The 26,087-nt window shown below is 64.7% G+C and carries 22 protein-coding genes and 1 tRNA gene; 15 read left to right on the top strand and 8 right to left on the bottom strand.

Annotated elements, in window-relative coordinates; translation table 11 throughout:
- Positions 1 to 34 precede the first annotated feature (34 nt).
- Positions 35 to 814 (bottom strand): enoyl-CoA hydratase/isomerase family protein, encoded by a 780-nt coding sequence (locus tag ACTJI4_RS11705; RefSeq protein WP_440869448.1) that lies wholly within the window; start codon positions 812 to 814, stop codon positions 35 to 37.
- A gap of 34 nt (positions 815 to 848) precedes the next feature.
- Here ACTJI4_RS11705 and ACTJI4_RS11700 point away from each other — a divergent pair, with 34 nt between their 5' ends.
- Positions 849 to 1,307, top strand: coding sequence for a copper chaperone PCu(A)C (locus tag ACTJI4_RS11700; RefSeq protein WP_440869447.1), 459 nt, complete (start codon positions 849 to 851; stop codon positions 1,305 to 1,307).
- A 278-nt stretch (positions 1,308 to 1,585) separates the two neighbouring features.
- Here the strand turns inward: ACTJI4_RS11700 and ACTJI4_RS11695 are convergent, their stop codons facing one another.
- Both ACTJI4_RS11695 and uvrA read right to left on the bottom strand, forming a co-directional pair.
- Positions 1,586 to 1,993, bottom strand: coding sequence for an acyl-CoA thioesterase (locus ACTJI4_RS11695; protein WP_440869446.1), 408 nt, complete (start codon positions 1,991 to 1,993; stop codon positions 1,586 to 1,588).
- The gene (gene uvrA / locus ACTJI4_RS11690; RefSeq protein WP_392915740.1) at positions 1,993 to 4,998 is read right to left on the bottom strand and encodes an excinuclease ABC subunit UvrA; all 3,006 of its coding nucleotides are present in this window, start codon (positions 4,996 to 4,998) and stop codon (positions 1,993 to 1,995) included. The genes ACTJI4_RS11695 and uvrA overlap by 1 nt, the downstream gene beginning before the upstream one ends.
- Before the next feature lie 266 nt (positions 4,999 to 5,264).
- On the opposite strand from uvrA, the gene rplU reads away from it, so the two are divergent.
- The 3 genes from rplU to cgtA all read left to right on the top strand — a co-directional run bounded on the left by rplU (position 5,265) and on the right by cgtA (position 7,048).
- Complete coding sequence (gene rplU, locus ACTJI4_RS11685; protein ID WP_440869445.1) at positions 5,265 to 5,582, top strand: 50S ribosomal protein L21; 318 nt, start codon at positions 5,265 to 5,267, stop codon at positions 5,580 to 5,582.
- A 15-nt stretch (positions 5,583 to 5,597) separates the two neighbouring features.
- Positions 5,598 to 5,858 (top strand): 50S ribosomal protein L27, encoded by a 261-nt coding sequence (rpmA, locus tag ACTJI4_RS11680; protein ID WP_019184517.1) that lies wholly within the window; start codon positions 5,598 to 5,600, stop codon positions 5,856 to 5,858.
- A 140-nt stretch (positions 5,859 to 5,998) separates the two neighbouring features.
- Positions 5,999 to 7,048 carry an Obg family GTPase CgtA gene (gene cgtA / locus ACTJI4_RS11675; protein WP_392915748.1) on the top strand — a complete coding sequence of 350 codons (1,050 nt, stop codon included), beginning with the start codon at positions 5,999 to 6,001 and terminating at the stop codon, positions 7,046 to 7,048.
- A gap of 142 nt (positions 7,049 to 7,190) precedes the next feature.
- Here cgtA and rpsT read toward each other — a convergent pair whose 3' ends face one another.
- Complete coding sequence (rpsT, locus tag ACTJI4_RS11670; protein ID WP_017354922.1) at positions 7,191 to 7,460, bottom strand: 30S ribosomal protein S20; 270 nt, start codon at positions 7,458 to 7,460, stop codon at positions 7,191 to 7,193.
- A gap of 116 nt (positions 7,461 to 7,576) precedes the next feature.
- Here rpsT and murJ point away from each other — a divergent pair, with 116 nt between their 5' ends.
- The 7 genes from murJ to ACTJI4_RS11635 all read left to right on the top strand — a co-directional run bounded on the left by murJ (position 7,577) and on the right by ACTJI4_RS11635 (position 17,393).
- Positions 7,577 to 9,181, top strand: a complete 1,605-nt coding sequence (gene murJ, locus ACTJI4_RS11665; RefSeq protein WP_392917535.1) for a murein biosynthesis integral membrane protein MurJ — start codon at positions 7,577 to 7,579, stop codon at positions 9,179 to 9,181.
- A 75-nt stretch (positions 9,182 to 9,256) separates the two neighbouring features.
- On the top strand, positions 9,257 to 10,204 hold the full coding sequence (locus ACTJI4_RS11660; RefSeq protein ID WP_440869444.1) for a bifunctional riboflavin kinase/FAD synthetase: 948 nt from the start codon (positions 9,257 to 9,259) through the stop codon (positions 10,202 to 10,204).
- Positions 10,201 to 13,032, top strand: a complete 2,832-nt coding sequence (ileS, locus tag ACTJI4_RS11655; RefSeq protein WP_440869443.1) for an isoleucine--tRNA ligase — start codon at positions 10,201 to 10,203, stop codon at positions 13,030 to 13,032. The genes ACTJI4_RS11660 and ileS overlap by 4 nt, the downstream gene beginning before the upstream one ends.
- A complete protein-coding gene (gene lspA, locus ACTJI4_RS11650) occupies positions 13,032 to 13,538 on the top strand; it encodes a signal peptidase II (RefSeq protein WP_440869442.1) in 507 nt (168 codons plus the stop codon). The genes ileS and lspA overlap by 1 nt, the downstream gene beginning before the upstream one ends.
- A 53-nt stretch (positions 13,539 to 13,591) precedes the next feature.
- The gene (gene ispH, locus ACTJI4_RS11645; protein WP_392915759.1) at positions 13,592 to 14,542 is read left to right on the top strand and encodes a 4-hydroxy-3-methylbut-2-enyl diphosphate reductase; all 951 of its coding nucleotides are present in this window, start codon (positions 13,592 to 13,594) and stop codon (positions 14,540 to 14,542) included.
- Positions 14,543 to 14,817: 275 nt separating this feature from the next.
- Positions 14,818 to 16,701: a M61 family metallopeptidase gene (locus ACTJI4_RS11640; protein ID WP_440869441.1), complete on the top strand. Its 1,884-nt coding sequence runs from the start codon at positions 14,818 to 14,820 to the stop codon at positions 16,699 to 16,701.
- Positions 16,698 to 17,393: a lysoplasmalogenase gene (locus tag ACTJI4_RS11635; protein ID WP_392915765.1), complete on the top strand. Its 696-nt coding sequence runs from the start codon at positions 16,698 to 16,700 to the stop codon at positions 17,391 to 17,393. Before ACTJI4_RS11640 ends, ACTJI4_RS11635 begins: the two co-directional genes overlap by 4 nt.
- Before the next feature lie 138 nt (positions 17,394 to 17,531).
- Here ACTJI4_RS11635 and treA read toward each other — a convergent pair whose 3' ends face one another.
- Entirely contained in the window at positions 17,532 to 19,154 is a 1,623-nt protein-coding gene (gene treA, locus ACTJI4_RS11630) for an alpha,alpha-trehalase TreA (protein WP_440869440.1), read from the bottom strand.
- A 112-nt stretch (positions 19,155 to 19,266) separates the two neighbouring features.
- Between treA and ACTJI4_RS11625 the strand changes: the two genes are divergently transcribed.
- Positions 19,267 to 19,342: transfer RNA gene (locus ACTJI4_RS11625), tRNA-Thr, on the top strand.
- Positions 19,343 to 19,540: 198 nt separating this feature from the next.
- On the opposite strand, the gene ACTJI4_RS11620 is transcribed toward ACTJI4_RS11625, so the two are convergent.
- Positions 19,541 to 20,740 carry a hypothetical protein gene (locus ACTJI4_RS11620; RefSeq protein ID WP_440869439.1) on the bottom strand — a complete coding sequence of 400 codons (1,200 nt, stop codon included), beginning with the start codon at positions 20,738 to 20,740 and terminating at the stop codon, positions 19,541 to 19,543.
- 792 nt (positions 20,741 to 21,532) lie between these two features.
- Between ACTJI4_RS11620 and ACTJI4_RS11615 the strand changes: the two genes are divergently transcribed.
- The gene (locus ACTJI4_RS11615) at positions 21,533 to 21,835 is read left to right on the top strand and encodes a hypothetical protein (protein ID WP_440869438.1); all 303 of its coding nucleotides are present in this window, start codon (positions 21,533 to 21,535) and stop codon (positions 21,833 to 21,835) included.
- Positions 21,836 to 22,310: 475 nt separating this feature from the next.
- Here ACTJI4_RS11615 and ACTJI4_RS11610 read toward each other — a convergent pair whose 3' ends face one another.
- Complete coding sequence (locus ACTJI4_RS11610; protein ID WP_440869437.1) at positions 22,311 to 22,676, bottom strand: hypothetical protein; 366 nt, start codon at positions 22,674 to 22,676, stop codon at positions 22,311 to 22,313.
- A 120-nt stretch (positions 22,677 to 22,796) separates the two neighbouring features.
- Between ACTJI4_RS11610 and ACTJI4_RS11605 the strand changes: the two genes are divergently transcribed.
- Positions 22,797 to 23,801, top strand: a complete 1,005-nt coding sequence (locus tag ACTJI4_RS11605; protein ID WP_440869436.1) for a 2-hydroxyacid dehydrogenase — start codon at positions 22,797 to 22,799, stop codon at positions 23,799 to 23,801.
- A gap of 13 nt (positions 23,802 to 23,814) precedes the next feature.
- Here the strand turns inward: ACTJI4_RS11605 and ACTJI4_RS11600 are convergent, their stop codons facing one another.
- On the bottom strand, positions 23,815 to 24,147 hold the full coding sequence (locus ACTJI4_RS11600) for a SymE family type I addiction module toxin (protein ID WP_392915776.1): 333 nt from the start codon (positions 24,145 to 24,147) through the stop codon (positions 23,815 to 23,817).
- 896 nt (positions 24,148 to 25,043) lie between these two features.
- Here ACTJI4_RS11600 and cyoA point away from each other — a divergent pair.
- Positions 25,044 to 26,087 carry a ubiquinol oxidase subunit II gene (gene cyoA, locus ACTJI4_RS11595; RefSeq protein ID WP_392915779.1) on the top strand — a complete coding sequence of 348 codons (1,044 nt, stop codon included), beginning with the start codon at positions 25,044 to 25,046 and terminating at the stop codon, positions 26,085 to 26,087.

The following is a 26,087-nucleotide window of genomic DNA, read 5'->3' as shown; positions in this document are numbered from 1 at the left end:
GGTAGCACCCGACCGTTGGTCGGGTGGCCCTGGCTTACGCTTTCCCCAGCCGTGCTACCAGCGCCTGCAACGCCTGCTGCGCATCCGGGGCATACCAGGCCTCGACGAACCGGTCCAGCCGGATCAGGTCGGCATGCAGGGCTTCGTGCAGGTCTTCGCGGGCAATGGCGCGGGTGAGCAGCATCGGCTGGCGCGGCAGCTTCAGCAGGCGGCCCAGCCAGGCTACCGCGCGCGGCACCACGTCGGCCGGGGCAGCCAGCTCATCCACCAGGCCGATCTCCAGCGCGCGTTCGGCCGGCACCATCTCACCGCCGATCAGCAGCTGGGAGGCGCGGTGGTGGCCGACCACCCGGCGCATCAGGCGCTGGATGCCTTCCGGCGCCACCAGCCCCACCTGCACTTCGTTCAGGCCGATCACCGTGGGCTGGGCCGGGTCCGGGCTGCGCGCCAGGATCCGGTAATCACAGCACAGCGCCAGCACGCAGCCGCCGGCCGGCGCATGGCCGGTCAGCGCCGCCACCACCGGTACGCGGCTTTCTGCCAGGGTGCGCACCGCGCCGAAGAACGCCTGCCAGCTGTCCAGCAGCTTGTGCCGGTCCTCGCCATGGCTGAGCAGGTGCGGCACGTCCATGCCGGCGCTGAAAATGCGCTCGCTGCCCGACAGCACGATGCCGTGTACGTCATCAGCCATGGCCTGGTTGATGGCATGGATCAGATGACGGCACAGCTCGGTGTCCAGTGCATTGACCGGCGGGCGCGCCAGTCGCAGCTCGCGGATGGGGCCATGGTTGATCACCTCGATAAGCGTCGTCATGCTGCGATCTCGTTGCGGGCAGGGAACTGAGGCGATGATAACCAAACCATTCGTGTGCGTATTGTTGGCCATGTGTGCGGCCGACGCTCCAGCCGCCGCGGCCGAGCCGTCGTGTGTGACGGTGCGCGAGGGCTGGGTGCGGTTGCCGCCGGGCAGCGCGCCGATGGCGGCCGGCTACGGCGTGATCCACAACGGCTGCAAGGCGCCGGTGACCGTGGTGGCTGCGGGCAGCAAGGCGTTCGGCGAGGTGTCGCTGCATGAAACCACGCTGGTCAACGGCGTGAGCCGCATGCGTGCGGTGGAGCGTTTGCCGATCGCGGCCAATGCGAGCGTGGCGCTGAAACCCGGCGGCCTGCACCTGATGTTGATGCAGCCGGAAGTGCCGCTCAAAAACGGCGGCGAAGTGCCGTTGCGCCTGAGCCTGGAAGACGGCCGCAAGATCGATGCGATGCTGATCATCCGTGCTGACGCTCCAAGGTCGCCAGCGCGGTAAACAGCGTCGGCCTTGGGGAAGCGTCATGCGTTCGTCGCACGCAGACGAGTTCAGTGCAGTCGTTTGGGAACCGACTCTACCGGCGTCATTGCCCTGTCGCGTCGGTGATTCCATCGGGCGGGGACCTGCCGCCTCAGTGATCCCGGTCGCACGCGGACCCGCCGGTAGGGTCGCTCCCCAGACGACTGCACGTAGCGCGTCCACGAGCGGTGAGGCATGACCTCGAACGGAATGGGCCGTTGAACGAAACAGGCCGCCTCATCGGCGGCCTGTCGGGTTCAGGTGGACGCGCTGCGGATGGCGTCCGGCAGCGGGGCGCTCCTGCCGGTCTGGGTGTCCATCCACACCACTACCACGTTGCCGTCCGAATACAGCGTACTGTCGTTCTTCTGGTCCACGATGCGGTGGCCGATGGTCACGCTGCTGTTGCCCAGGCGTTCGACAAACAGCTCCACAATGATGTCGTTTGGCCACACGATCGGCAGGCGGTAGTTGACGTTGGTGGCGGCCACCACCGGGGCGATGCGGTCGGTCATCGATACGTCTTCCACGCCCAGCATCCAGCGCACGCGCGCTTCTTCCAGGTAGGAAATGTACTTGGCGTTGTTGACGTGGCCCATGCTGTCCATGTCGCGCCAGCGCACGCTGATCGGTACGCGGGCCAGGATCTTGTGTTCGCTGCTCATTACTTCTTCTTCGCCTTGGTGGTCTTGGCAGGGCTGGTCTTGCTGGGGGTCGCCGCACGCGTGGCGGCGACCGCCTTCCTGGCGACCTTGGCCGGCTTTTCCGGCTTGGCCTTGCGCGGCGGGCGGGCGTCGGGTTTGTTGGCCACCGCCGCCGGGCGTTCGGGGCGCGCGCTGACCGAGGGCAGCATCTTGGCCAGGAACTGGCCGGTGTACGACGCCGGGTGCGCGGCCACGTCTTCGGGCGTGCCGGTGACCAGGATGGTGCCGCCGCGGTGGCCGCCTTCGGGCCCCAGGTCGACGATCCAGTCCGCGGTCTTGATCACGTCCAGGTTGTGCTCGATCACCACCACCGTGTTGCCTTCGTCGCGCAGCTTGTGCAGCACGCCCAGCAGCGCTTCGATGTCGTGGAAGTGCAGGCCGGTGGTCGGCTCGTCCAGGATGTACAGCGTGCGCCCGGTATCGCGGCGCGAGAGTTCCTTGGACAGCTTCACGCGCTGCGCTTCACCGCCGGACAGCGTGGTCGCGCTCTGGCCCAGCTTGATGTAGCTCAGGCCGACGTCCACGAGCGTTTCCAGCTTGCGCGCGATGCCCGGCACCGGTTCGAACAGCTTCAACGCATCTTCGACGGTCATCTGCAGCACGTCGTTGATGTTGTAGCCCTTGTAGAGGATCTCCAGCGTTTCGCGGTTGTAGCGCTTGCCGTGGCACACATCGCAGGGCACGTACACGTCCGGCAGGAAGTGCATCTCCACCTTGATCAGGCCATCGCCCTGGCACGCTTCGCAGCGGCCGCCGCGCACGTTGAAGCTGAAACGGCCCGGCGAATAGCCGCGCGCACGTGCTTCTGGTACCTGCGCATACAGCTCGCGCAGCGGAGTGAACAGGCCGGTGTAGGTGGCCGGGTTCGAACGCGGGGTGCGGCCGATCGGCGACTGGTCGATGTCCACCACCTTGTCGAACAGGTCCAGTCCTTCCACTTCCTTGTACGGCGCGACCGGGTGCGACGAGCCGTTGATCTCGTTGGCGGCCAGCGAGAACAGGGTGTCATTGATCAGCGTCGACTTGCCCGATCCGGAGACGCCGGTGATGCAGGTCAACAGGCCCGACGGAATGTCCAGGTCCACACCCTTGAGGTTGTTGCCGCTTGCACCACGCAGGTGCAGCGTCATCTTCGGGTTGGGCTTGTGCCGGCGCGCGGGAATCTCGATCGCGCGCTTGCCGGACAGGTACTGGCCGGTGAGCGAACGCGGTGCGTCGAGGATGTCCTGCAGGGTGCCCTGGCCGACGATTTCGCCGCCGTGCACGCCCGCACCCGGACCGATGTCCAGCACGTAGTCGGCCAGCCGGATCGCGTCTTCGTCATGCTCGACCACGATCACCGTGTTGCCCAGGTCGCGCAGCCGGGTAAGGGTGCCCAACAGGCGCTCGTTATCGCGCTGGTGCAGGCCGATGGACGGCTCGTCGAGCACGTACATCACCCCGACCAGGCCGGCGCCGATCTGGCTGGCCAGGCGGATGCGCTGGGCTTCACCACCGGACAGCGTGTCGGCCTTGCGCTCCAGGGTGAGGTAATCCAGGCCCACGTCGACCAGGAAGCCCAGCCGTTCGCCGATCTCCTTGACGATCTTGCCGGCAATCTCGCCGCGCCAGCCGGGCAGGGTCATGCCGCTGAAGAACTTCAGCGCCTCGTCGATCGGCAGCACTACCAGTTCCGGCAGCGCGCGGTCGGCCACGAACACATTGCGGGCTGCACGGTTCAGGCGCTGGCCGTTGCACTCGGGGCAGTTGCGTTCGCTGATGTACTTGGCCAGCTCTTCCCGCACTGCCGCCGATTCGGTTTCCTTGTACCGGCGTTCCAGGTTGGGAATGATGCCCTCGAAGCGGTGCTTGCGCTGGGTCCGGCCACCGGCCTCGGTGAAGTAGGTGAAAGTGATGGTCTCATCGCCGCTGCCGTACAGCACCGCCTTGCGTACCGGTTCGGACAGGCTCTGCCACGGCGCATCGGTGTCGAACTTGTAATGCTTGGCCAGCGAGGCGATCAACTGGAAGTAGTACGCGTTGCGGCGGTCCCAGCCACGCACGGCACCGGCCGAAAGCGACAGCTCCGGGTGCACCACCACGCGCGAGGGATCGAAGAATTCGGCCATGCCCAGGCCATCGCAGCCCGGGCAGGCGCCCACCGGCGAGTTGAACGAGAACAGGCGCGGTTCCAGCTCCGGCAGCGAGTAATCGCAGACCGGGCAGCTGTACTTGGACGAGAACAGGTGGGCCGGGGCATCCTCTACATCCAGCGACTGCACCGACACCATGCCGTCGCCCAGCTTCAGCGCGGTTTCAAAGCTCTCGGCAAGGCGCTGCTTGATGTCCTCGCGCGGGCGGAAGCGGTCGATCACCGCTTCGATGGTGTGCTTCTGGCGCAGCGCCAACGGCGGCACCGCGTCGATTTCATGCAGCGCACCGTCCACCCGCACGCGCACGAAGCCCTGTGCGCGAAGCTGGTCGAACACCTGGGCGTGCTCGCCCTTGCGCTCGCGGATCACAGGCGCCAGCAGCATGTAGCGCTGTTCCGGGTCCAGGGTCAGCACGTGGTCCACCATCTGGCTCACGGTCTGCGCTTCCAGCGGGTAGCCGTGGTCGGGGCAGCGCGGGCTGCCCACGCGGGCGTACAGCAGGCGCAGGTAGTCGTAGATCTCGGTGATGGTGCCGACGGTCGAACGCGGGTTGTGCGACGTCGACTTCTGCTCGATGGAGATCGCCGGCGACAGGCCTTCGATATGGTCCAGGTCCGGCTTTTCCATCACGCTCAGGAACTGGCGGGCATAGGCCGACAGCGACTCCACGTAACGGCGCTGGCCTTCGGCGTAGATCGTGTCGAACGCCAGCGAGGACTTGCCCGAGCCCGACAGGCCGGTAATGACAATAAGCTTGTCGCGGGGAAGGTCGAGATCGATGTTCTTGAGATTGTGCGTCCGCGCGCCGCGGATGCGGATGAAATCCATCGCCATGGGGGATCCGTTGAAAGTGGGGCAAGCGGAGACGGCAATCGGTCAGCCTACCGAGCTTGGGATTTGGGGGCAATCGGCGACATTGCCAGCCCCTTGTCTCATCTATTGAGACCGGCGCCCCCTGAACCTGAACGGGGTTCAGGCGATTGCCGCCCCAGGCAGGGGGTGGGTTGACCCGGGCCGGGGGGATTCATTAAAATCCCGCTCCTGTCTGCCCTCGATGGCAGCAGTCCATAGACCACAATAACTACAGAGGAAGTCTGGTCATGTACGCAGTACTGGTAACCGGCGGTAAGCAATACCGCGTGGCGCAGGGCGAAACGCTCCGCGTTGAAAAGCTCGAAGCCGACGTCGGCAACGAGATCAAGTTCGAAGAAATCCTGATGCTGGGTGACAGCGACGGCATCAAGCTGGGCGACGCTCTGAGCGGCGCTTCGGTCACCGCCAATGTCGTTTCGCAGGGTCGTGCCGACAAGGTCCGGATCATCAAGTTCCGTCGCCGCAAGCACCACATGAAGCGCCAGGGTCACCGTCAGTACTACACCGAAATCGAGATCACCGGCATCGCCGGTGGCAGCAAGTAATAAGGAGAAGCAGTCATGGCACATAAAAAGGGCGTAGGCTCATCGCGCAACGGTCGCGACTCCAACCCGAAGTACCTCGGCGTCAAGATTTTCGGTGGCCAGGCCATCGATGCCGGCAACATCATCGTGCGTCAGCGCGGCACCCAGTTCCACCCGGGTACCGGCGTTGGCCTCGGCCGTGACCACACCCTGTTCGCGCTGGTCGACGGCAAGGTGGAGTTCTCGGTGAAGGGCCCGAAGAAGCGTCGTACCGTCAGCGTCGTCGCCGAAGCCTGAGCGTCGCGATACGCAGGCGCCCCCGCCCCGGCGTGGGGCTGCTGACGAAAGCCCCGCTCCGGCGGGGTTTTTGTTTTTCACGTTAGACTCTGCGGTCGGGCGCACCCGTTGCCCACCGCCTCCAGTTGGCATCCAGAATCATGAAACTTGTAGACGAAGCAGAAATCCAGGTTACCGCCGGCAATGGCGGCAACGGCTGCGTCGGTTTCCGTCGCGAGAAGTTCATTCCGCTGGGCGGCCCGGACGGTGGCGACGGCGGCAATGGCGGCAGCGTGTATATCCGCGCCGACGAAAACCTCAACACCCTGGTCGATTTCCGTCACGAGCGCATCTTCAAGGCGCAGCGTGGCGAGAACGGCATGGGCCGCCAGGCCTACGGCAAGGGCGGCGAAGACCTGATCATCACCGTGCCGGTCGGCACCGTGGTGATGAACGTGGCCACCGACGAAGTGATCGGTGACCTGACCCGGCACGGCGACATCCTGCTGGTGGCCAAGGGCGGCAAGGGCGGCCTGGGCAACATGCACTTCAAGAGCTCCACCAACCGTTCGCCGCGCCAGTCGCTGCCGGGCGAGGAGGGCGAGGAGCGCCTGCTCAAGCTGGAGCTGAAGCTACTGGCCGACGTGGGCCTGCTGGGCTTCCCCAATGCCGGCAAGAGCACCCTGATCCGCGCCGTGTCCGCCGCCACCCCCAAAGTGGCCGATTACCCGTTCACCACGCTCTACCCCAACCTGGGCGTGGTGCGCGTGGAGAACTACCGCAGCTTCGTGATCGCCGACATTCCCGGCCTGATCGAAGGTGCCGCCGATGGCGCCGGCCTGGGCGCGCAGTTCCTGCGCCACCTGCAGCGCACCCGCCTGCTGCTGCACCTGGTGGACATCTCCCCGATGGAAGGTGGCGTGGAAATCTCGCCGATCGAGCAGGTCCGTGCGATCGAGCGCGAGCTGGCCAAGCACGACCCCGAGCTGCTGGAAAAGCCGCGCTGGCTGGTCCTGAACAAGGCTGACCTGATGTTCGAGGATGAGGCCAAGGCAGCCGCCGAGCAGATCATCGCCGAGCTGGGCTGGACCCAGCCGTGGTATCTGGTATCGGCGCTGGGCCGTGAAGGCACCTGGCCGATCATGACCAACATCATGGCCTTCTTCGACCGCCAGAAGGAAGACGAGGCGGATGCGCGCAACGCGCTCTGACGCTGACGTTGCTTCCTCGGGAAACCCGGCTTCGGCCGGGTTTTTCTGTGGGGGCGCCCGCCATGGATGGCGGGACGCAAAAAACCCGGCCAGGGCCGGGTTCTTGTACCGCACGCCGCGCCAGGCGCGGCGTTGCGCCGGATCAGGCGGCCTTGAGGGCCTTGATGCGGGCGGTCAGGCGGCTCTTGTGGCGAGCGGCCTTGTTCTTGTGGATCAGACCACGCGAGCTGAAACGGTCGAGGATCGGCTGGGCGACGGCAAAGGCTGCCTCGGCGCCGGCGGCATCGTTGGCGTCCAGCGCCTTGATCACCTTCTTGACAGCGGTGCGCAGCATCGAACGCTGAGCCGTATTGCGCGCGTTGCGCACGACGGTCTGCTTGGCGCGCTTCTTGGCGGACTTGATATTGGCCACAGTGGTGGTTTCCTGAAAAATCGGTGTAATGGGAACAGCAAGCTGGAAAGTATGATGGCTCGAAAAATGTACGTCAAGTCAATTGTCAAGAGGAAACACGGGTGAGTTCACCAAGGATGTTGCGCGGGCTGCTGTCTTTCAGCAGCATGACCATGATTTCGAGGGTGCTGGGGCTGGTCCGCGACCTGGCCGTCACCACCACGTTCGGCACCAATGCGGTGACCGATGCCTTCTGGGTGGCCTTCCGGGTGCCCAACTTCCTGCGTCGCCTGTTCGCCGAGGGCTCGTTCGCCACCGCTTTCGTGCCGGTGTTCACGGAGGTGAAGGAAACCCGTTCCCATGAGGAGCTGCGCGAGCTGATGTCGCGCGTGGCCGGCACCCTGGGCGCGGTGTTGTTGCTGGTCACCGCGCTGGCGCTGATCTTCGCCCCGCAGCTGGCCACCCTGTTTTCCAGCGGGGTCGATACCGACCCGGCCAAGCACGGCCTGCTGGTGGACCTGTTCCGGCTGACCTTCCCGTTCCTGCTGTTCGTTTCGCTCACCGCCCTGGCCGGCGGCGCGCTCAACAGCTTCCAGCGCTTCGCCATGCCCGCGCTGACGCCGGTGATCCTCAACCTGTGCATGATCGCCGGTGCGCTGTGGTTGGCGCCGCGGCTGGGCGGCACCCCGGAAAAGCAGATCCTGGCGCTGGGCTGGGCGGTGCTGGCCGCCGGCGTGCTGCAGCTGCTGTTCCAGCTGCCCTCGCTGAAGGGCATCAACCTGCTGACCCTGCCGCGCTGGGGCTGGACCCATCCCGGGGTGCGCAAGGTGCTGACCCTGATGGTGCCCACCCTGTTCGGCTCCTCGGTGGCCCAGATCAACCTGCTGCTGGATACCGTGATCGCGGCCAAGCTGACCGACGGTTCGCAGTCCTGGCTGTCGCTGGCCGACCGCTTCCTGGAGCTGCCGCTGGGCGTGTTCGGGGTGGCGCTGGGCACGGTGATCCTGCCGGCGCTGGCCCGCCACCACGTAAGCACTGACAAGGCCGGCTTCTCCAGTGCACTGGACTGGGGCCTGCGCACCACGCTGCTGATCGCCGTACCGGCCATGCTGGGCCTGATGCTGCTGGCCGAGCCGCTGATCGCCACGATCTTCCAGCACGGCCAGTTCACCGCCTTCGACACCCGCATGACCGCGCTGTCGGTGTACGGCCTGAGCTTTGCGCTCCCGGCTTTCGCCCTGCTCAAGGTGGTGCTGCCGGCGTTCTACGCCCGCCAGGACACCCGCACCCCGGTCCGCGCCGGCCTGGTCGCGCTGGTGGCCAACATGGTCTTCAACTTCCTGCTGCTGGCCGTGCTGTACCACGTGATGGTGCCCGAGGCGCTGAAGGCGCAGGGCGTGTGGGTGGCGCTGGGCAAACAGCCGGGCCTGCACCTGGCGCTGGGCATTGCCAGCGCGCTGTCCAGTTACCTGAATCTTGGCCTGCTCTGGTACTGGCTGGGCAAGACCGACGTGTACCAGCCCAAGGCCGGCTGGGGCGGCTACGTGACCCGCCTGGGCCTGGCCTGCGCGGCCATGGTGGCGGTGCTGCTGGGCCTGCTGCAGCTGATGACCGACTTCACCGACATGGACAAATGGCACCGGATCGGCAACCTCGCCCTGCTGGTCGGCAGCGGCGGCCTGACCTACCTCCTGGCCCTGGTCGCCATGGGCTTCCGTCCGCGTCACCTGCGCGAGCATTGATCCGTGGGCACCCCGGCTATACTTCATGGCTATCCCTTGCAATGCATCGGTCCTGACGGGCCGGATTCCCAGTAGATGACCAGGTTGTTCAGAAGCATCGAAGGCGGGCCATTGTTCCCGCACGGAAGCGTGGTCTGCATCGGCGCATTCGACGGCCTGCACCTTGGCCATCGTGCGCTGGTGCGGCATGCGGCCGCGCGTGCCCGCGCGCTGGGCGTGCCCGCCGTGGCGGTCGCGTTCGAACCGCTGCCGCGCGAATACTTCGCCCAGGGCGAGCCGCCGCCGCGGCTGACCCTGGCGCGCGACAAGGTCATGCTCCTGCGCGATTTCGGCGTGGACGCCATCGGCCTGCTTCGTTTTGACGCGGCCATGGCCGCCATGCCGGCCGAAGCCTTCGTCGAACAGCTGCTGGTCCATCGGCTGGGCGCGCGCGAAGTGTGGATCGGGCCGGAGTTCTGCTTCGGCAACCGCCGTCGCGGCGACCTGGCCCTGCTGCAGGCCATGGGGGCCGAACGTGGCTTCACCGCCGGCGATATCGAAGCGGTGGATTTCCACGGCGAGCGCATTTCCGCCACCCGCATCCGCCAGCGGCTGCGCGAAGGCGATTTCGCCCATGCCGCCGACCTGCTGGGCCGCCCGTATTCCATCGGGGGCAGGGTAGTGCGCGGGCGCCAGCTCGGGCGCACCCTTGGCTTCCCCACCGCCAACCTGCGCTTCCCGAAAACGCCGGCGCTGGCGGGCATCTATGCCACCTGGGTGCACGGCGTGTTCGATCAGCCGTGGCCATCGGTGTCCAGCTTCGGCACCCGGCCGACCGTGGACGGGGTGGAGCCGCTGCTGGAAGCGCACCTGTTCGATTTCCAGGGCGACCTGTACGGTCGGCATATCCAGGTTGAATTCGTCGCCAAGCTGCGCGACGAAGAGAAGTTCCATGATCTGGCGGCATTGACCGACCAGATGCACCGTGACGCCGATCAGGCCCGTCACATCCTTTCCGAACACAGATTGCGAGCCACTGCGTGAGCCAGGACTACAAAGCCACCCTTCATCTGCCGGCAACCGAATTCCCAATGCGCGGCGACCTGCCCAAGCGCGAGCCGGGCATTCTGTCGCGCTGGGAAGACGAGGGACTGTACGCCCGCCTGCGCAAAAACGCGCAGGGTCGCCCGCTGTTCGTGCTGCACGACGGCCCGCCCTACGCCAATGGCCAGATCCACCTGGGCCATGCGGTCAACAAGATCCTCAAGGACATCATCGTCAAGTCGCGCTACCTGGCCGGCTTCGATGCGCCCTACGTGCCCGGTTGGGACTGCCACGGCCTGCCGATCGAAATCGCGGTCGAAAAGAAGTGGGGCAAGGTCGGCGTCAAGCTCGATGCCGTCGCGTTCCGCCAGAAGTGCCGCGAGTACGCCGAAGAGCAGATCGACCTGCAGCGCCGCGACTTCAAGCGCCTGGGCGTGATCGGCGATTGGGACAACCCGTACAAGACCCTGAGCTTCGATTTCGAAGCCAATGAAATCCGCGCGCTGTCCAAGATCTTCGCCAATGGCCACATCGTGCGCGGCGCCAAGCCGGTGCACTGGTGCTTCGACTGCGGCTCGGCGCTGGCCGAAGCGGAAATCGAATACCAGGACAAGACCTCGCCGGCCATCGACGTGGCCTACGTGGCGCGCGACCCGGCGCAGCTGGCCGCGCGTTTCGGCGTGAGCCTGCCGGCCGATGTCGAGGTCGCCGTGCCGATCTGGACCACCACCCCGTGGACGCTGCCGGCCTCGCTGGCGATCTCGCTGGGCGCGGACATCCAGTACGCCCTGGTCGAAGGCCCGGCCCACGCCGGCAAGCGCCGCTGGCTGGTGATCGCCGCCAGCCTGGCCGAGCGCGCCCTGCGCCGCTATGGCGTGGAAGACGTAGTCGCCCACGGCCATGCCGCCGGTGCCGCGCTGGAAAACCTGCTGCTGGCCCATCCGTTCTACCCGCAGCGCGACATCCCGCTGCTCAACGGCGCGCATGTGTCCGATGAAGACGGTACCGGTGCGGTGCACACCGCTCCCGGCCACGGCCAGGAGGATTTCGTGGTCAGCCAGCAGTACGGGCTGATGGACAACTACACCGCCGCCCAGATCAACCCGGTCGACGGCCGTGGCGTGTACCTGCCGTCCACCCCGCCGGCCGGCGAGGTGGTGCTGGCGGGCGTGCACCTGTGGAAGGCGCAGCCGCTGATCGTGGACGTGCTGCGCGATTCCGGTGCGCTGCTGGCATTCGTGGAAATCGTGCACAGCTACCCGCATTGCTGGCGCCACAAGACCCCGGTGGTATTCCGCGCCACCCCGCAGTGGTTCATCTCGATGGACAAGGCCAACCTGCGCAGCGATGCGATGGCCGCCATCGACAACGTCGGCTGGTTCCCGGGCTGGGGCAAGGCGCGCATCGGCAGCATGGTCGATGGCCGCCCGGACTGGTGCATCAGCCGGCAGCGCACCTGGGGCGTGCCGATCGCACTGTTCACCCACCGCGAAACCGGCGAACCGCACCCGCGCACCGTCGAGCTGATGCAGCAGGTGGCCGACCGCGTGCAGGCCGGCGGCATCGACGTCTGGTACGCGCTGGACGCGGCCGAACTGCTGGGCGATGAAGCGGCGCAGTACGAGAAGGTCACCGACATCCTCGATGTCTGGTTCGACTCGGGCGTTACCCATGAAGGCGTGCTGCTGGAGCGTGGTTTCGGCAAGCCGGCCGACCTGTACCTGGAAGGTTCCGACCAGCACCGCGGCTGGTTCCAGTCTTCGCTGCTCACCGGCGTGGCCATCGACAGGCATGCGCCCTACAAGCAGTGCCTCACCCACGGCTTCACCGTGGATGAGAAGGGCCGCAAGATGTCCAAGTCGCTGGGCAACGGCATCGAGCCGCAGGACATCATGAAGACCCTGGGCGCGGACATCCTGCGCCTGTGGATCGCCTCGGCCGATTACAGCAACGAAATGTCGCTGTCGCAGGAAATCCTCAAGCGCAACGCGGACGCCTACCGTCGCCTGCGCAACACCGCGCGCTTCCTGCTCGGCAACCTGGACGGCTTCGACCCGGCCCGGCACCTGGTGGCCCCGGCCGACATGGTCGCCCTGGACCGCTGGATCGTGCATCGCGCCTGGGAAGTGCAGGAGAAGATCAAGACGGCGTACACCGGCTACAACATGGCCGAAATCGTGCAGCTGCTGCTGAACTTCTGCAGCGTGGACCTCGGTTCGCTGTACCTGGACGTCACCAAGGACCGGCTGTACACCATGCCGACCGACTCGCGCGGCCGCCGTTCGGCGCAGAGCGCGATGTACCACATCGCCGAAGCGTTCACCCGCTGGATCGCTCCGATCCTGACGTTCACCGCCGATGAGCTGTGGGGCTACCTGCCGGGCGAGCGCAAGGAAAACGTGCTGTTTGCCACGTGGTACGAAGGCCTGCTGCCGCTGCCGGCCGATGCCGCGATCAACGCCGCCGATTTCGACCAGCTGCTGGCCCTGCGCGAGCAGGTGGCCAAGGTGCTCGAGCCGATGCGCGCCAACGGTGCGATCGGTGCCGCGCTGGAAGCAGAGATCACCGTCGCCGCCAGCGAGGAAACCGCTGCGCGCTGGCAGCCGCTGGCCGAGGAACTGCGCTTCCTGTTCATCAGTGGCGATGTCAGCGTGCGCCCGGCGACCACCGACGAAGTGTTCGTCAGCGCCCAGCCGACCACCAAGCAGAAGTGCGTGCGTTGCTGGCACTACCGTGCCGACATCGGCAGCGTGGCCGCCCACCCGGAACTGTGCGGTCGTTGCGCAAGCAACGTCGACGGTGCCGGCGAAGACAGGAAGTGGTTCTGATGCGCGCCGCACGTCCGCGTCCCAGCGCGCTGGTCTGGCTGCTGCTGTCGGCCGCCATCATCGGCCTTGACCAGTGGAGCAAGGCCTGGGTGCTGTCCAGCCTTCCCGAGTACCAGCCGGTCACGGTCATCGACGGTTTCTGGAACTGGTACCGCACCTATAACACCGGCGCAGCGTTCAGTTTCCTGAGCGACGCCGGCGGCTGGCAGCTGTGGTTCTTCACCGCGCTGGCGGTGGGTATCAGTGGCCTGATGGCCTTCTGGCTGTCGCGTACCCCGCGCGCCCACTGGCGCAGCGCGGTGCCGTACGCCCTGGTGATCGGCGGGGCCATCGGCAACGTCATCGACCGCCAGGTGCACGGCCACGTGGTCGATTTCATCCAGTGGTACGTGGGTGAGCACTACTGGCCCTCGTTCAACATCGCCGATGCGGCGATCGTGGTCGGCGCTGTGGGTATCGCGGTGTTTGGCCTGTTCGACGGCAAGACCGAGAAAAAAGCGGGATAATTCCCTCCAGTTCCCTGTATCAACCGGCCCCGGCCGGCCGGAGTATCTGACCGATGGATGTGTTGCTCGCCAATCCGCGTGGTTTCTGTGCCGGTGTCGATCGTGCGATCGAGATCGTCAAACGCGCGATCGAGACCCTGGGTGCGCCGATCTACGTGCGCCACGAGGTCGTGCACAACCGGTTCGTGGTCGATGACCTCAAGCGCCGGGGCGCCATCTTCGTCGAAGAGCTGGACGAAGTGCCCGATGGCAATACCGTCATCTTCAGTGCCCACGGCGTTTCCCAGGCCGTGCGCCAGGAAGCCGAGCGGCGTGGGCTGAAGGTGTTCGACGCCACCTGCCCGCTGGTGACCAAGGTGCACCTGGAGGTAGCGCGGCACTGCCGTGCCGGCCGCGACGTGGTGCTGATCGGCCACGCCGGTCACCCGGAAGTGGAAGGCACCATGGGCCAGTGGAGCCGCGAGCGTGGTACCGGCACGATCTACCTGGTGGAAGACGTCGAAGACGTCGCCACCCTGGTGCTGGACCAGCCGGAAAACTTCGCCTACACCACCCAGACCACGCTGTCGGTGGATGACACCCGCGGCATCATCGACGCCCTGCGTGCACGCTTCCCGGCCATGCAGGGGCCGAAGAACGATGACATCTGCTACGCCACCCAGAACCGCCAGGATGCCGTGCGCGACCTGGCCAAGCGCTGCGACCTGGTGCTGGTGGTGGGCTCGCCGAACAGCTCCAACTCCAACCGCCTCAGCGAACTGGCACGCCGTGATGGCGTGGAGTCGTACCTGATCGACGGCGCCGACGAGATCGACCCGGCCTGGGTGCTGGGCAAGAAGCACATCGGCCTCACCGCCGGCGCCTCCGCACCGCAGGTGCTGGTGGATGGCGTGATCGCGCGGCTGAAGGAACTGGGTGCAGGCAGTGTCGGCGAACTTGAAGGCGAGCCCGAATCGATGGTGTTCGCACTGCCGAAGGAGCTGAGGCTGCGCCTCATCTCCTGACCGGAGTGACGACCAACGGTCGTCAACTACCGCACCGACGTGACGACCAACGGTCGTCACCTACCGCACCGACGTGACGACCAACGGTCGTCACCTGCCGGTAGGTACCGACCGTTGGTCGGTACGCACGGAACATGTCCGATGGCGCGGTAGGGTCGCATCCCGATCGACCGCCGATGACAACGCCCCACGCGGCGAAGGCATGACCTTTGGCCATGGGGCTGTGCGCTACGCAGGTCTAGCATCGATCAATTCGAATGCCGGAATCCCCCTCGATGAAACTGCGCGCCACCGTCCTCTCCGTGCTTCTCGCCGCCACCGCCACCGGTGCCCACGCGCAGACGCCACCGCCGCAGGACGTCGCCTTCCCGGGCACCCTGCGCATCGACGTGGACGCACGCGACATCGGCCGCCGCATCTTCAAGGTCAAGGCCACCGTCCCGGCCCGACCAGGCCCGCTCACGCTGCTGTACCCGCAATGGCTGCCCGGCGCGCATTCGCCCAGCGGCCCCATCGATAAACTCGCCGGCCTGGTGGTCACCGCCAACGGCAAACCGCTGGCCTGGAAGCGCGACCCGTACAACGTGTACGCCTTCACCGTCGACGTGCCGCAGGGCGCCAGTGAGGTGGTCGCCAACTTCAACTTCCTCTCCTCGCAGGGCGCAGGGCAGGGCCGCGTGGTGATGACCCCGGAAATGCTCAACCTGCAGTGGAACGCCAACTCGCTGTATCCGGCCGGCGTGATCACCCGCAACATCCAGGCCCAGGCCAGCGTCACCCTGCCGCCGGGCTGGGCCTACGCCACCGCGCTGGACACCGAGCGCCGCGACGGCGACACGGTGGTGTTCAAGCCGATCAGCTACGACCACCTGGTGGACTCGCCGCTGTTCGCCGGCCGCCACTACCAGCAGTTCGACCTCGACCCCGGCGCCAAGGTGCCCGTGCGCCTCAACGTGTTCGCCGACGACGCCAAATCGCTGGTGGCCAAGCCCGAACAGCTGCAGGCGCACCGCGCACTGGTGCAGCAGATCTACAAGCTCTACGGCGCCCGACACTTCGACCGCTACGAATTCCTGCTCGCGCTCACCAGCAAGCTCGGCGGCATCGGCCTGGAGCACCAGCGCTCCAGCGAGAACAGCGGTGACACCGGCTACTTCACCGACTGGGACAAGACCTGGCTCGGCCGCGATCTGCTGCCGCACGAATTCAACCACTCCTGGAACGGCAAGTACCGCCGTGGCGCCGACCTGACCACCGCCAACTTCAACGTGCCCATGGGCGACAGCCTGCTGTGGCTGTACGAAGGCCAGACCCAGTTCTGGGGCCATGTGCTGGCCGCGCGCTCGGGCCTGTGGAGCACAGACCAGACCCGCGACATGCTCGCGAACGTGGCAGCCACCTATGACCGTGGCCGCCCCGGCCTGGCCTGGCGCAACCTGCAGGACACCACCAACGACCCCACCATCGCCCAGCGCCGGGCCCTGGCGTTCCGCAATTACCAGATGAGCGAGGACTACTACTCCGGCGGGCAGATGGTGTGGCTGGACGTGGAAGGCAAGCTGCGCGCCTTGACCGGCAACAAGCGCAGCATCGATGATTTTGCCAAGGCCTTCTTCGGCATGCACGACGGCGACTGGAACGTGAACCCGTATACGTTCGATGAAGTGGTCAGCACCTTGAACGGCATTGCCCCCTACGACTGGGCAAGCTTCCTGCGCGAGCGCCTGGACGGCCACGGCCCGCTCACCGGCGGGCTGGAAGCAGCGGGCTGGAAGCTGGTCTACACCGACACCCCGAACGATGCCTACAAGGCGCAGGAAACCCGCGCCAAGAACACCAACCTGCTGTACTCGCTGGGCGTGGCCGTCACCGAGGCTGGCGCCATCACCGACGTGCTCTGGGACAGCCCCGCCTTCAACGCCGGCCTGGCCCCGGGCATGAGCGTGCTGGCGCTCAACGGCCGCGTGTTCAAGGGCGAGGACCTGAAGGACGCCGTGGCCGCCGCCAAGACCGACAAGGCCCCGCTGACCCTGCTGGTACGCAACTTCGACCGCATCGACACGGTAAAGCTCGATTACCACGGCGGCCTGCAGTACCCCTCGCTGCAGCGCATCGCCGGCAAGCCCGACCGCCTCGCCGAGTTGTGGAAGGCGCGATGAACCTGCGCCGCGACGTGCCGATTGTGCTGGCGGCGCTAGCCGCCATCATCGGCGCGTCGCTGGATGGCGACGGCCGCTGGCTGCACTGGATCGCCAAGCCGCTGACCACACTGTTGATAGCGGGAATCATCCTGCAACACCGCCGTAATGCCGGCCCCTGGCCGACAACCTCGGAATCTGCCGGCCCCCGCGCATACTCCACCGCCATCCTCCTCGGCATGGCGTTCTCCTGCCTCGGCGACATCGCCCTGATGCTGCCATTCGACGCCTTCGTACCCGGGCTGATCGCCTTCCTGCTCGCACACCTCTGCTACATCGTCGCCTTCCGCGCAGGCTTCAGGGCAGGGCGGGGCCTGCGGTTCGCGGCCGCAGTGCTCGCAGTATTCGCCGGCATCAACCTGGCCGGTCTATGGCCGCTGCTCCCCAACGACCTGCGCATCCCGGTAGTGGTTTACGTAGTAGTGCTCGCACTGATGGCCACACTCGCCCTGGCGCGCGCGTGGGTGAAGAACGCAGCAATCCCCTCCGCGCCCACAAGCGCCCGCTGGGCCGCAACCGGCGCAGTCCTGTTCGTCATCAGCGACTCCGTACTCGCCTGGGACCGCTTCGGCGGCGGCCTCCCAGCCGCAACCCTGTACGTACTAAGCACCTACTACGCAGCGCAATACTGCATAGCCCGCTCGGTCCGATAACGGCGCACGCGCGTGGCGGGGCCGGCTCTGGGGCTGCCTGCATGGCACGGCTGGTAGGGTCGGTTCCCAAACGACTGCCGACTTCGCCAATCACTGCTGTAACGCATGACCCCGCTCGGAGATGCGCTCTTCGCGTGATCACTCCCCAACATCCCCCGCCGATTCGCACCGCTTCCCTTCATCACACAACCGATCCAACAACGCCAACGCCACCCCATTGCTCCACCCAAACCCATCCTGCAACGGGTACTCACCACCACCGCCACCCCCGGCCGAGCCATCCACCACATACTTCTCCACCAACTTCCCCTCACGGTCGTAAACCGTCTGCACCGTCCGCAGGAACCGCACGCCAATCTGCCGCGCCAACGCATCCTGCTTGTACCGCTGCAACCCATCCACCGCCACCCACTGCAACGGCGCCCACCCATTCGGCGCATCCCATTGCTGCCCGGTGTTCTCGGTGGTGGTCAACAACCCGCCCGCACGCACCAACTGCGTCTGCACCGCTTCGGCCGTGCGCCTTGCCTGTGCCGGGCTCGCCACCTCCAGCCACAACGGAAACAACGCCGCAGCCGTAAGCGCAGGGCGGGGCGTACCACGCTCCAGATCCCGATCCGCATACCACCCCTGCCGCTCATCCCACAGCAACGCGTTGATCGCCCGCTTGCGCTGATCCGCCTTCCGCGCGAAATCCCGCGCCGCCGAACGTTCCCCGGCCGCGCGACCCGCCCGCGCAATCGTCGTCTCCAGGTGGAACAGCAGGCTGTTCAGATCCACCGGCACGATCTCCGTGGTGTGGATGCTCCCCAGCTCCGCCGGATGCACCAGCCACCGCGAACTGAAATCCCACCCCGATTCCGCCCCGGCTCGCAGATCGCGATACACCTGCGACGGCGCGCGATCCGGCACCGTGGCCGCCGTCGCCAGATCATCCGTCCAGGATTCCGTACGCGGCACCGCCCGCGCATCCCAGTACCGGTTGAGCAGGCTCCCATCATTCATCCGCACCACACGCTCACTGGCCGCACCCGGTGCCAACCCTTCCGCCCCACGCATCCAGAACGCATGCTCGGTGCGCAGCTGCGGCAGATACCGGCGATACGCCTCATCCCCTTCATGCGTAGCCAGCAGATCCACCATCAAACTGAAGAACGGCGGCTGCGACCGGCTCAGGTAGTAGCTGCGGTTGCCATTGGGAATATGCCCGTAGTGGTCCAGCTGCCAGGCGAAGTTGTCCACCATGTCGCGCACTTGCTGCCAGCGCCCGCTGGAGGCCAGGCCCAGCAGGGTGAAGTAGCTGTCCCAGTAGTACACCTCGCGGAAGCGCCCGCCCGGCACCACATACGCCTTGGGCAGCGGCAGCAGCGAACCGCGCGGGTCCACGGTGTCGGTGGTCCGGGTCAGCACCGGCCATAGCCCCTCGATATGCGCGCGCAGGGTTTCCCCGGCGGGCGGCACGTAGGCGGCGGACTCCGTGGGAACGGTGAAGTGCGTGGCCACGAAGGCGGGCAGGGCGTAGCCGGGCTGCGCCTGGGCCTGGCCCCATTCCGCCAACAGTGCGTCGGCATCCAGAGCCGGTACCGCATCGGCGAACGTCTTCTGGTCCTTGAACAGGTGGGCCCGCTGGACTTGCTGGAACAGGGGCTGCCACTGCTGGTCCGGCGGCTGTGGGGCTTGGGCGGGCGCCTGGGCACCGGCGGAGGCGGAATAGAGCAGCGACCCCAGCAGCAGGGCGGCCAGGCGGAGACGTGGGTTCATGGGCGGTTTCCAGGCGGCAACAGCCCGACTGTAGGGGCGGGAGCGTCAACAAAGGGTGCGGCGGGGCCGCCAATTGACCCGCCCGGCCGCTCCCCTTAGAATTGCCTGCTCAGCCGGAATAGCTCAGTTGGTAGAGCGGCGCATTCGTAATGCGTAGGTCGTAGGTTCGATTCCTATTTCCGGCACCAGATACAGCAAAAGCCCCGGCCTTGGTCGGGGCTTTTTGTTTTTGGCAGCTAGCGGCAGCTACTGATCGGAAGGGGATTCGCCACGGCCTGATGGATTGCTGCGCTTCCTTGCAGCGAGATTGCTGTTATCGAGACCAACTCCTCGGCTACGTGCGACGATCCGGCTTCGACCCAGCCTATGCGCGGCAGAGAATTCCATTATGAGCTGGCCTTCTTAAGTAAGCGCATGTACGTCTGAGACGTATCCCTTCCCTCCCAAGCGGCTTTGACGTGCTCGGCAATCTTAGGAGCGTCAGACTCAATGGTAGAACGCCAGAGGTTCGGGCTGTACTCGTAGACTCTAAGCATGTTGTCGATGTCGAATATCCGGCCTGTATCAGACGCTTTAACAAGCACTACAGGCTTGTCTTCCGCCATCCGTATTCCAAGTTCGAATAGGACATTTGGATTGTGATCTGTTAGGTCGGCAATCACCAAGTCGGCCTCAAGCAGTTCATTTATGATCGTCGATTGAATTACATCGCTTCCCTGACGATTTGCGGTCTCTACGACGAAGCCCGCGCTGATTCCGGCGGGCGTTAAAAGGCTGCGCAGTACCTCTGTAAAGAATCCTTTGGGGCGACTAGGGTTTCTTTCCACGAAAGGCATGATTATGAATGCTTTGAGAGTTCTGTCGCTAGCCCCTTTAGGTGCACCCAAGACCACGGTCGACGGCCTTTCTCCAACTGGGGCATCCACCGTGCCGTAGTCAACAGAGCCGTCTGTTATGCCCAGTTCAGTGCAGTTGTCTCGAAAGATTGTAGAGAACTCCTCGTGATATCGAGGGGCCAGTTTGAACTCTCGTTCAAGCGTATTGCCGAGATACTTCATCTCTGGCAAGTTTGCACCCTTGTAATGCTCTAGCACTTTGTCGAAGATCGGGATTCTTCGAAAGGACTCGATCTTCTTCGCGCGTTCCAAGTCGGCATTTGAGGCGTACAAGATCTCTGTGCCCAATTCGGCGATAGATATTGCCGCGGTGTCTCGAGTTCCCTCTGTTAACCCGTAGTCACGTGAAGCCGCTGTTAGATAAAAGAACTTGGCAGACATGCCTAGGCCAAGGGCCTTTGCCACCTCGGACGGCTGCCAAGGGTTTCCGCCGTTGAAGTCGCGAATCACCTGGGCCACTCGCAGTGCATCAATAACGGTATGTATAGGATAGCTTCGCCTGCCGTCAGGCGTGCTTACACGACCTGTCTCCTTCTCGTTCACCTTCCTTGTGGCTGCCTTGCGCGAGACGGTCACCTTCTTTGTCGCGGACTTCTTTACGGCAGCCCTTTTCTTAACCGACTTCTTGCTACTACTCATCGCCGTTTTCCCTGGACTTGTTGGTGGCAGAATTTTGTAGAAGACCTTCATAGCTAAGGTCCCAAGCATCTTGAGAAGTCATGACTACAAGTGACTTTCAATCGCATCACTTGCTCCAATTACCAAGCACCCATTCCCAATGCCGGGTCGTGTAATCCCACCGCCAGTGCGCACGCACCCATTTGGTCTTCCCAAATGGTCGAAAGGTTTGGATGTTCTGCACCCGATCCGGTGGCTTGGGAGGCTTAGGGGGATGGATCTTTGGTGTGGTCATAAATCGACTCTTCCTAACTCGGAATGGGAGTAGATCGGGATGACTGAAGTTGAACGAGTGGCTCTACGGGAGCTGCTTGCATTCCGCCAAAGATATCGGCCTTATGGCAGAAACTGTAACGGCGGTCAAGTTGCAGGCTCGGTTGATCCTTGAGGGGATAACTCGGCATTTGTGCCGCTGCGGACAACCCTCATCCAATCACCGCGTCGCATCCTGTTCTAGGGTGGCCTTTTCGCCACCTACAAGCAGTTTGTCAATGCTATCCGCACTCACGAAGCGCATTGTTCTTGCCGCAGTACCTCGGGATCGCTTGTGCCGAGTGCGCAGCTAGCTGTTCTCAACCGGTCGAGAAGCATTTAAGGTTGGAACTCACTTCAAATGGATGCAACCACATGGGAAGCTTCTCACTCTGGCATTGGCTGATCCTGCTCATCATGCTGGCGGTGCCCGTTGCAGCTGTCGTTACCGTAGTCCTATTCGTCAATTCCCGCCGCCGCTCAGGCAAGTGATGGAATTGGGGGCGCGACAGTTGCTGATGCGTGCCCTTGTCGAAAAAGGTGAGGTTGCACATGCATGATTGGACGCTATTGGATGTACGGGTCGATTGGGAAAGCGGTGAGGCTGAGCTTCGTATGCTCGATGGATCTTCTTCGCTTCGATCGATAGTGTTCAAGGGTCTGCGCGAGCTGTCGGTAGACAGGCGTGAACACTGGGGTCCAAGTCGCTCGGTCAATGAGGCTGCCTGGATCAGTGCGGGAAGCGAAGATGGCATCTCAATGAAGCTTGAAATGCAGACCGGCGGGATCATCAGCATCTCCGCGGTCTCATGCGAAGTGGATGGTATGCCCCACACGGGCGTCTTCCGGGAGTGATTGGATGGCGAAACGTATCCGAATCATAGTTTGGGGTCAGGCGCGAGCGATGGGCAGGACTGTGGCCGTCGTGGTGCTGTGCATGGCCACGGGTGCGTGCGTGGGTCCCACCCGTTACGCAGCGCCGGGCAGCTTCAGTCTTTCGGTAACGGACAATCCGGCCGACAAGCAATTCGACCTGGTCCTGAACTCCGCCGCCAACGCGCCCCTTTGTCTTGCGAAGGAAACGTGGCCGGCAGAATCCGGGGTGCCATTGGGGTTCGATGGCGCGGTTCTGCAGACGCCTTCCGGTTCAAGGTCCCTGCAGTCCATCGGCAGCGCTTACTGCCCGGGCGGATGCGGCGAGCTGCGGATCGAGCCGGGCCGGGCCTTGCGTGGGGTGGTGCCGTATCGGCTATTTGGGGATGAAGGCGTAATCGCCGCGGAAGCGCAGCGGACGCTTCGGTTTGAAGTTCACCCTTGGCTCTGCGGGAGATCAGCCCGGTAGTCGAGGTCGTGCTCTATCGATGTGCGGCACATCGTTGTCCAATTGTGCCCGGCTATCGTCGGTGGGGCGTGGCGCTGCTAGCCGATTCCAGAACGCCAGCCGCCGCAGGTAACCACCCATAGATCCGGCAGCCATCGCTCCCCCGGCGAGGCCGGTCATGCGCAAGGCTGCCGCGTGAGCCCGCAACCATGGCAGCACGGCCACCAGTTGCGCGCCCAGCAGCAACACCAGAACGTCCAGCCCGATGGCGTCCACCAGCAGCGCCAGTGGCAGCAGCTCAAGATTGCAGGTGAGCAGCAGGACCAGCACCGTGGTGGCGGCGGCCAGGAGCTTGGCTCTGGAGATCTTCGGCATCGGGGGCTTCCCAAGGGCGGTGATACAGCAGTGGGGGCAGCTGGGGGGCACTTCAATGGCCGGTTTGGTGCTACGCCAGCCATCGGGTTACTGTCTGGGCGTACCCGCAGAGGCTCGCCCATGAAAACCGCCGTCTTCAGCGCTCGTCCTTACGACCGTCGCTTCCTTGAGGAAGCCAATGCGCGCGACCATACGGAACAGGGCTTCGAGTTCGCCTATTTCGATGTGGCGCTGGATGCCTCCACGGTGGGGCTGGCCCAGGGCTTCGACGCGGTCTGCGTATTCGTCAACGACCGCCTTGACGCGCCGGTACTGAATGCCCTGCACGCACTGGGCGTACGCGCGGTACTGCTGCGCTGCGCCGGCTTCAACAACGTGGATATCGCCACCGCCGGCAAGCTGGGCCTGTTCGTCGCCCGGGTGCCGGCGTACTCGCCCGAAGCCGTGGCCGAACACGCCTTGGCGCTGATCATGACGCTCAACCGGCACACCCACCGCGCCTATAACCGGGTGCGCGAGGGTAACTTCATGCTGGATGGCCTGCTGGGCCGCACCCTGCATGGCAAGACGGCGGGCATCGTGGGCACCGGCAAGATCGGGCTGGCCACGGCGCGCATCCTGCATGGCATGGGCTGCACGGTGCTGGGCTTCGATCCGTATCCGTCACCGGCATTCGATGCCTTCGGCGAAAGCGTATCGCTGGAAACGCTGCTGGCCCGCTCGGATATCGTCTCCCTGCATTGCCCGCTTACCCCACAGACCCATCACCTCATCAACGAGGAATCGCTGGGGTTGATGAAGCCCGGCGCGATGCTGGTCAATACCTCGCGCGGCGCGCTGGTCAACACCGATGCGGTGGTGCGCGCGCTGAAGTCGCGGCATCTTGGCCACTTGGCCATTGATGTGTACGAGCAGGAAAGCGCGCTGTTCTTCCAGGATCTGTCTGGCGAGATCATCGATGATGATCTCTTCCAGCGCCTGATGACTTTCCCGAATGTGCTGGTCACCGGGCACCAGGGGTTCTTCACTGTGGAAGCGCTGCAGGAGATCTGCAGCATCACCCTGCGCAACCTGTGCGATTTCGCCAGCGGGGCGGAATGCCAGAACAGGGTGGTTGCTGGCTGAAGCTGATCGAACACTACCGGTCTTCCACTTCTGCATAGCGCACGACGGGTTTCTTGGCACTCTCGCGGACGGGCGGGTCGTCGTTCCACAGCGGGCGCAGGAGAATCTGGCCGGGAGTGGCTTCGATTCGTACGTGCACACCTACCTCGAAGCCGAACCTGCGCAGCCAGGCGCCGCGCAGGGTGACCATGGGGTAGGGGCCGAAGCGGTCGCGGTCGTGCTCGTCCAGCTGGGGCACGGCGCGTACGTTGTGGTGGTAGCTGGGGGTGTAGCTGGGTGCGCAGCGGGGTAGCTGCAGGATGACTTCTTCGTCGTCTTCGGGCCACTGGACGGGTTTGGGTTTCATCTTCGCTCCTCCAACAGGGAATGGCCCTCGCCGGTCAGGGCGAGGGCGTCGGGAGGTCAAAACCGTGCAAGCCAGACGGCGGGTGTATTCCCCCGTGAGGGGTCTTGTATTAGCCACCCTCCCGACATGGGACATCCTCAATTTTGGCTCACCGGAGTTTTGAGCTCCGGGGAGAACCTTGCCCGCGGACGACGAAGAAGCGAAATCGATTGTGTCTGTTGGGTTCGCGATTTCAGTAGGCTTTATCTACTGGTGTCGGGTGCGGCACGGAAGTGCGGGAAATGCGTCGTTTGTGTGTGAGCAAAGGCACAAAAATTGTTTTTCGCCGACGTGCATCATTTGGTTTGAGGGCGTTTCGGGGCGTCGTAATCGGTCCGGTGGGCGCGGAATGGCGGGTGGGGCGGGTGAGATCAAGAGCGGTTTTGATCGGGGTTCATGCGTTACCGGGTGTGGGTGGTGCGAGGGCAGTCGTTTGGGAACCGACCCTACGGCGCCAGGCGGCCCGGTGTCCGGCGACCGTGTGCCCGTGCCCGGCCCGGCGGTCCGGTGTTCGTCCGGGGTGTACCCGAGTGCGCGCGAGGGCGGGTTCGAGTGGGTCGGGCAGGCGGGCTGGGCCGGTGGCGCCGATCGCCGCCGTGAACGATTCATGTCTATACATGACGTTCTTGATGTGCCGATCCGGGCAGTGCGCGCGCAGTGCGACAACGTGTCGCAGCCGTTTCCGGGCCTTTCCTGCGCCAGATCATTGTCAATGCCCTTCTTAAATGGTGCGTGACGGCATAAAATTACGGGGCTGACATGAACGTCCTCCGTGCCGCTCCCCTGGGACCGGTACACCCGGCCTTGGCCGGAGGGGCGCGCTTGAGAAGGCATTCCCTACGCAATTGGATCGACCGATGATTCCGTTGAAATCCCTTGGGCGCTGGCTGCGCCCGGGCCTGCTGTTCGCGTTGTCCGTGTTCATGACGGGCTGCAGCTCGGCCATTCTGGCCCCGAAGGGCCAGGTCGGCCACGATCAGAAGACCCTTCTGATCACGGCCACCGTGCTGATGCTGCTGGTCGTCGTGCCGGTCATCATCATGACCCTGGCGTTCGCCTGGAAGTACCGCGCCTCCAACACCAAGGCCCGTTATGAGCCGAAGTGGTCGCATTCCACCGCGATCGAAGTGGTCGTCTGGTCGATCCCGTGCATGATCGTGCTGGTGCTGGCCGTGCTGACCTGGCGTTCGTCGCACTCGCTGGATCCGTACCGTCCGCTGGACTCGCAGACCAAGCCGGTGGTGATTGAAGCCATTTCGCTGGATTGGAAGTGGTTGTTCATCTACCCGGAAGAGAACATCGCGACGGTCAACGAAATCACCTTCCCGGTGAACACCCCGCTGAACTTCAAGATCACGTCCGATTCGGTGATGAATGCCTTCTTCATCCCGCACCTGGGCAGCATGATCTACTCGATGACCGGCATGGAGACCAAGCTCCATCTGATCGCCAACGAGACCGGTACGTTCCCGGGCATGTCCTCGCACTACAGCGGCGCGGGCTTCAGCAAGATGCATTTCGACGCCAACTCGGTGACCGAAGCCGAATACCAGGCATGGCTGGCCAAGGTGCGTGCGCAGAGCACCCCGATGGACCAGGCTGCCTTTGGCGCGCTGGTGGCCGACAAGAACCACGACTGGCACCCGGTGACCTACTTCGGTACCACTGAAACCGGTCTGTTCGACTGGGTCGTTGCCCGCCACATGGGTGACAACCAGCACTACGGCATGGACCACAAGGCCATGGATCACAAGGGCATGTCGCACGGCGCTGCGGGCGAAAGCCACGAAGGCCACGAGATGCCGGCCGGTGCCCATGACATGCCGGCCGACCATGCCGAACACACTGCAGACGAGCACGCCGCCGCCGGTCACGCCGGCCACGCAGGCTCGGGAGAATAA

The organism is Stenotrophomonas sp. 22385 (assembly GCF_052045085.1).
Taxonomy (GTDB): Bacteria; Pseudomonadota; Gammaproteobacteria; order Xanthomonadales; family Xanthomonadaceae; genus Stenotrophomonas.
Note: the sequence above shows the minus strand (reverse complement) of the source record. Positions and strands in the feature narration are given on the sequence as shown.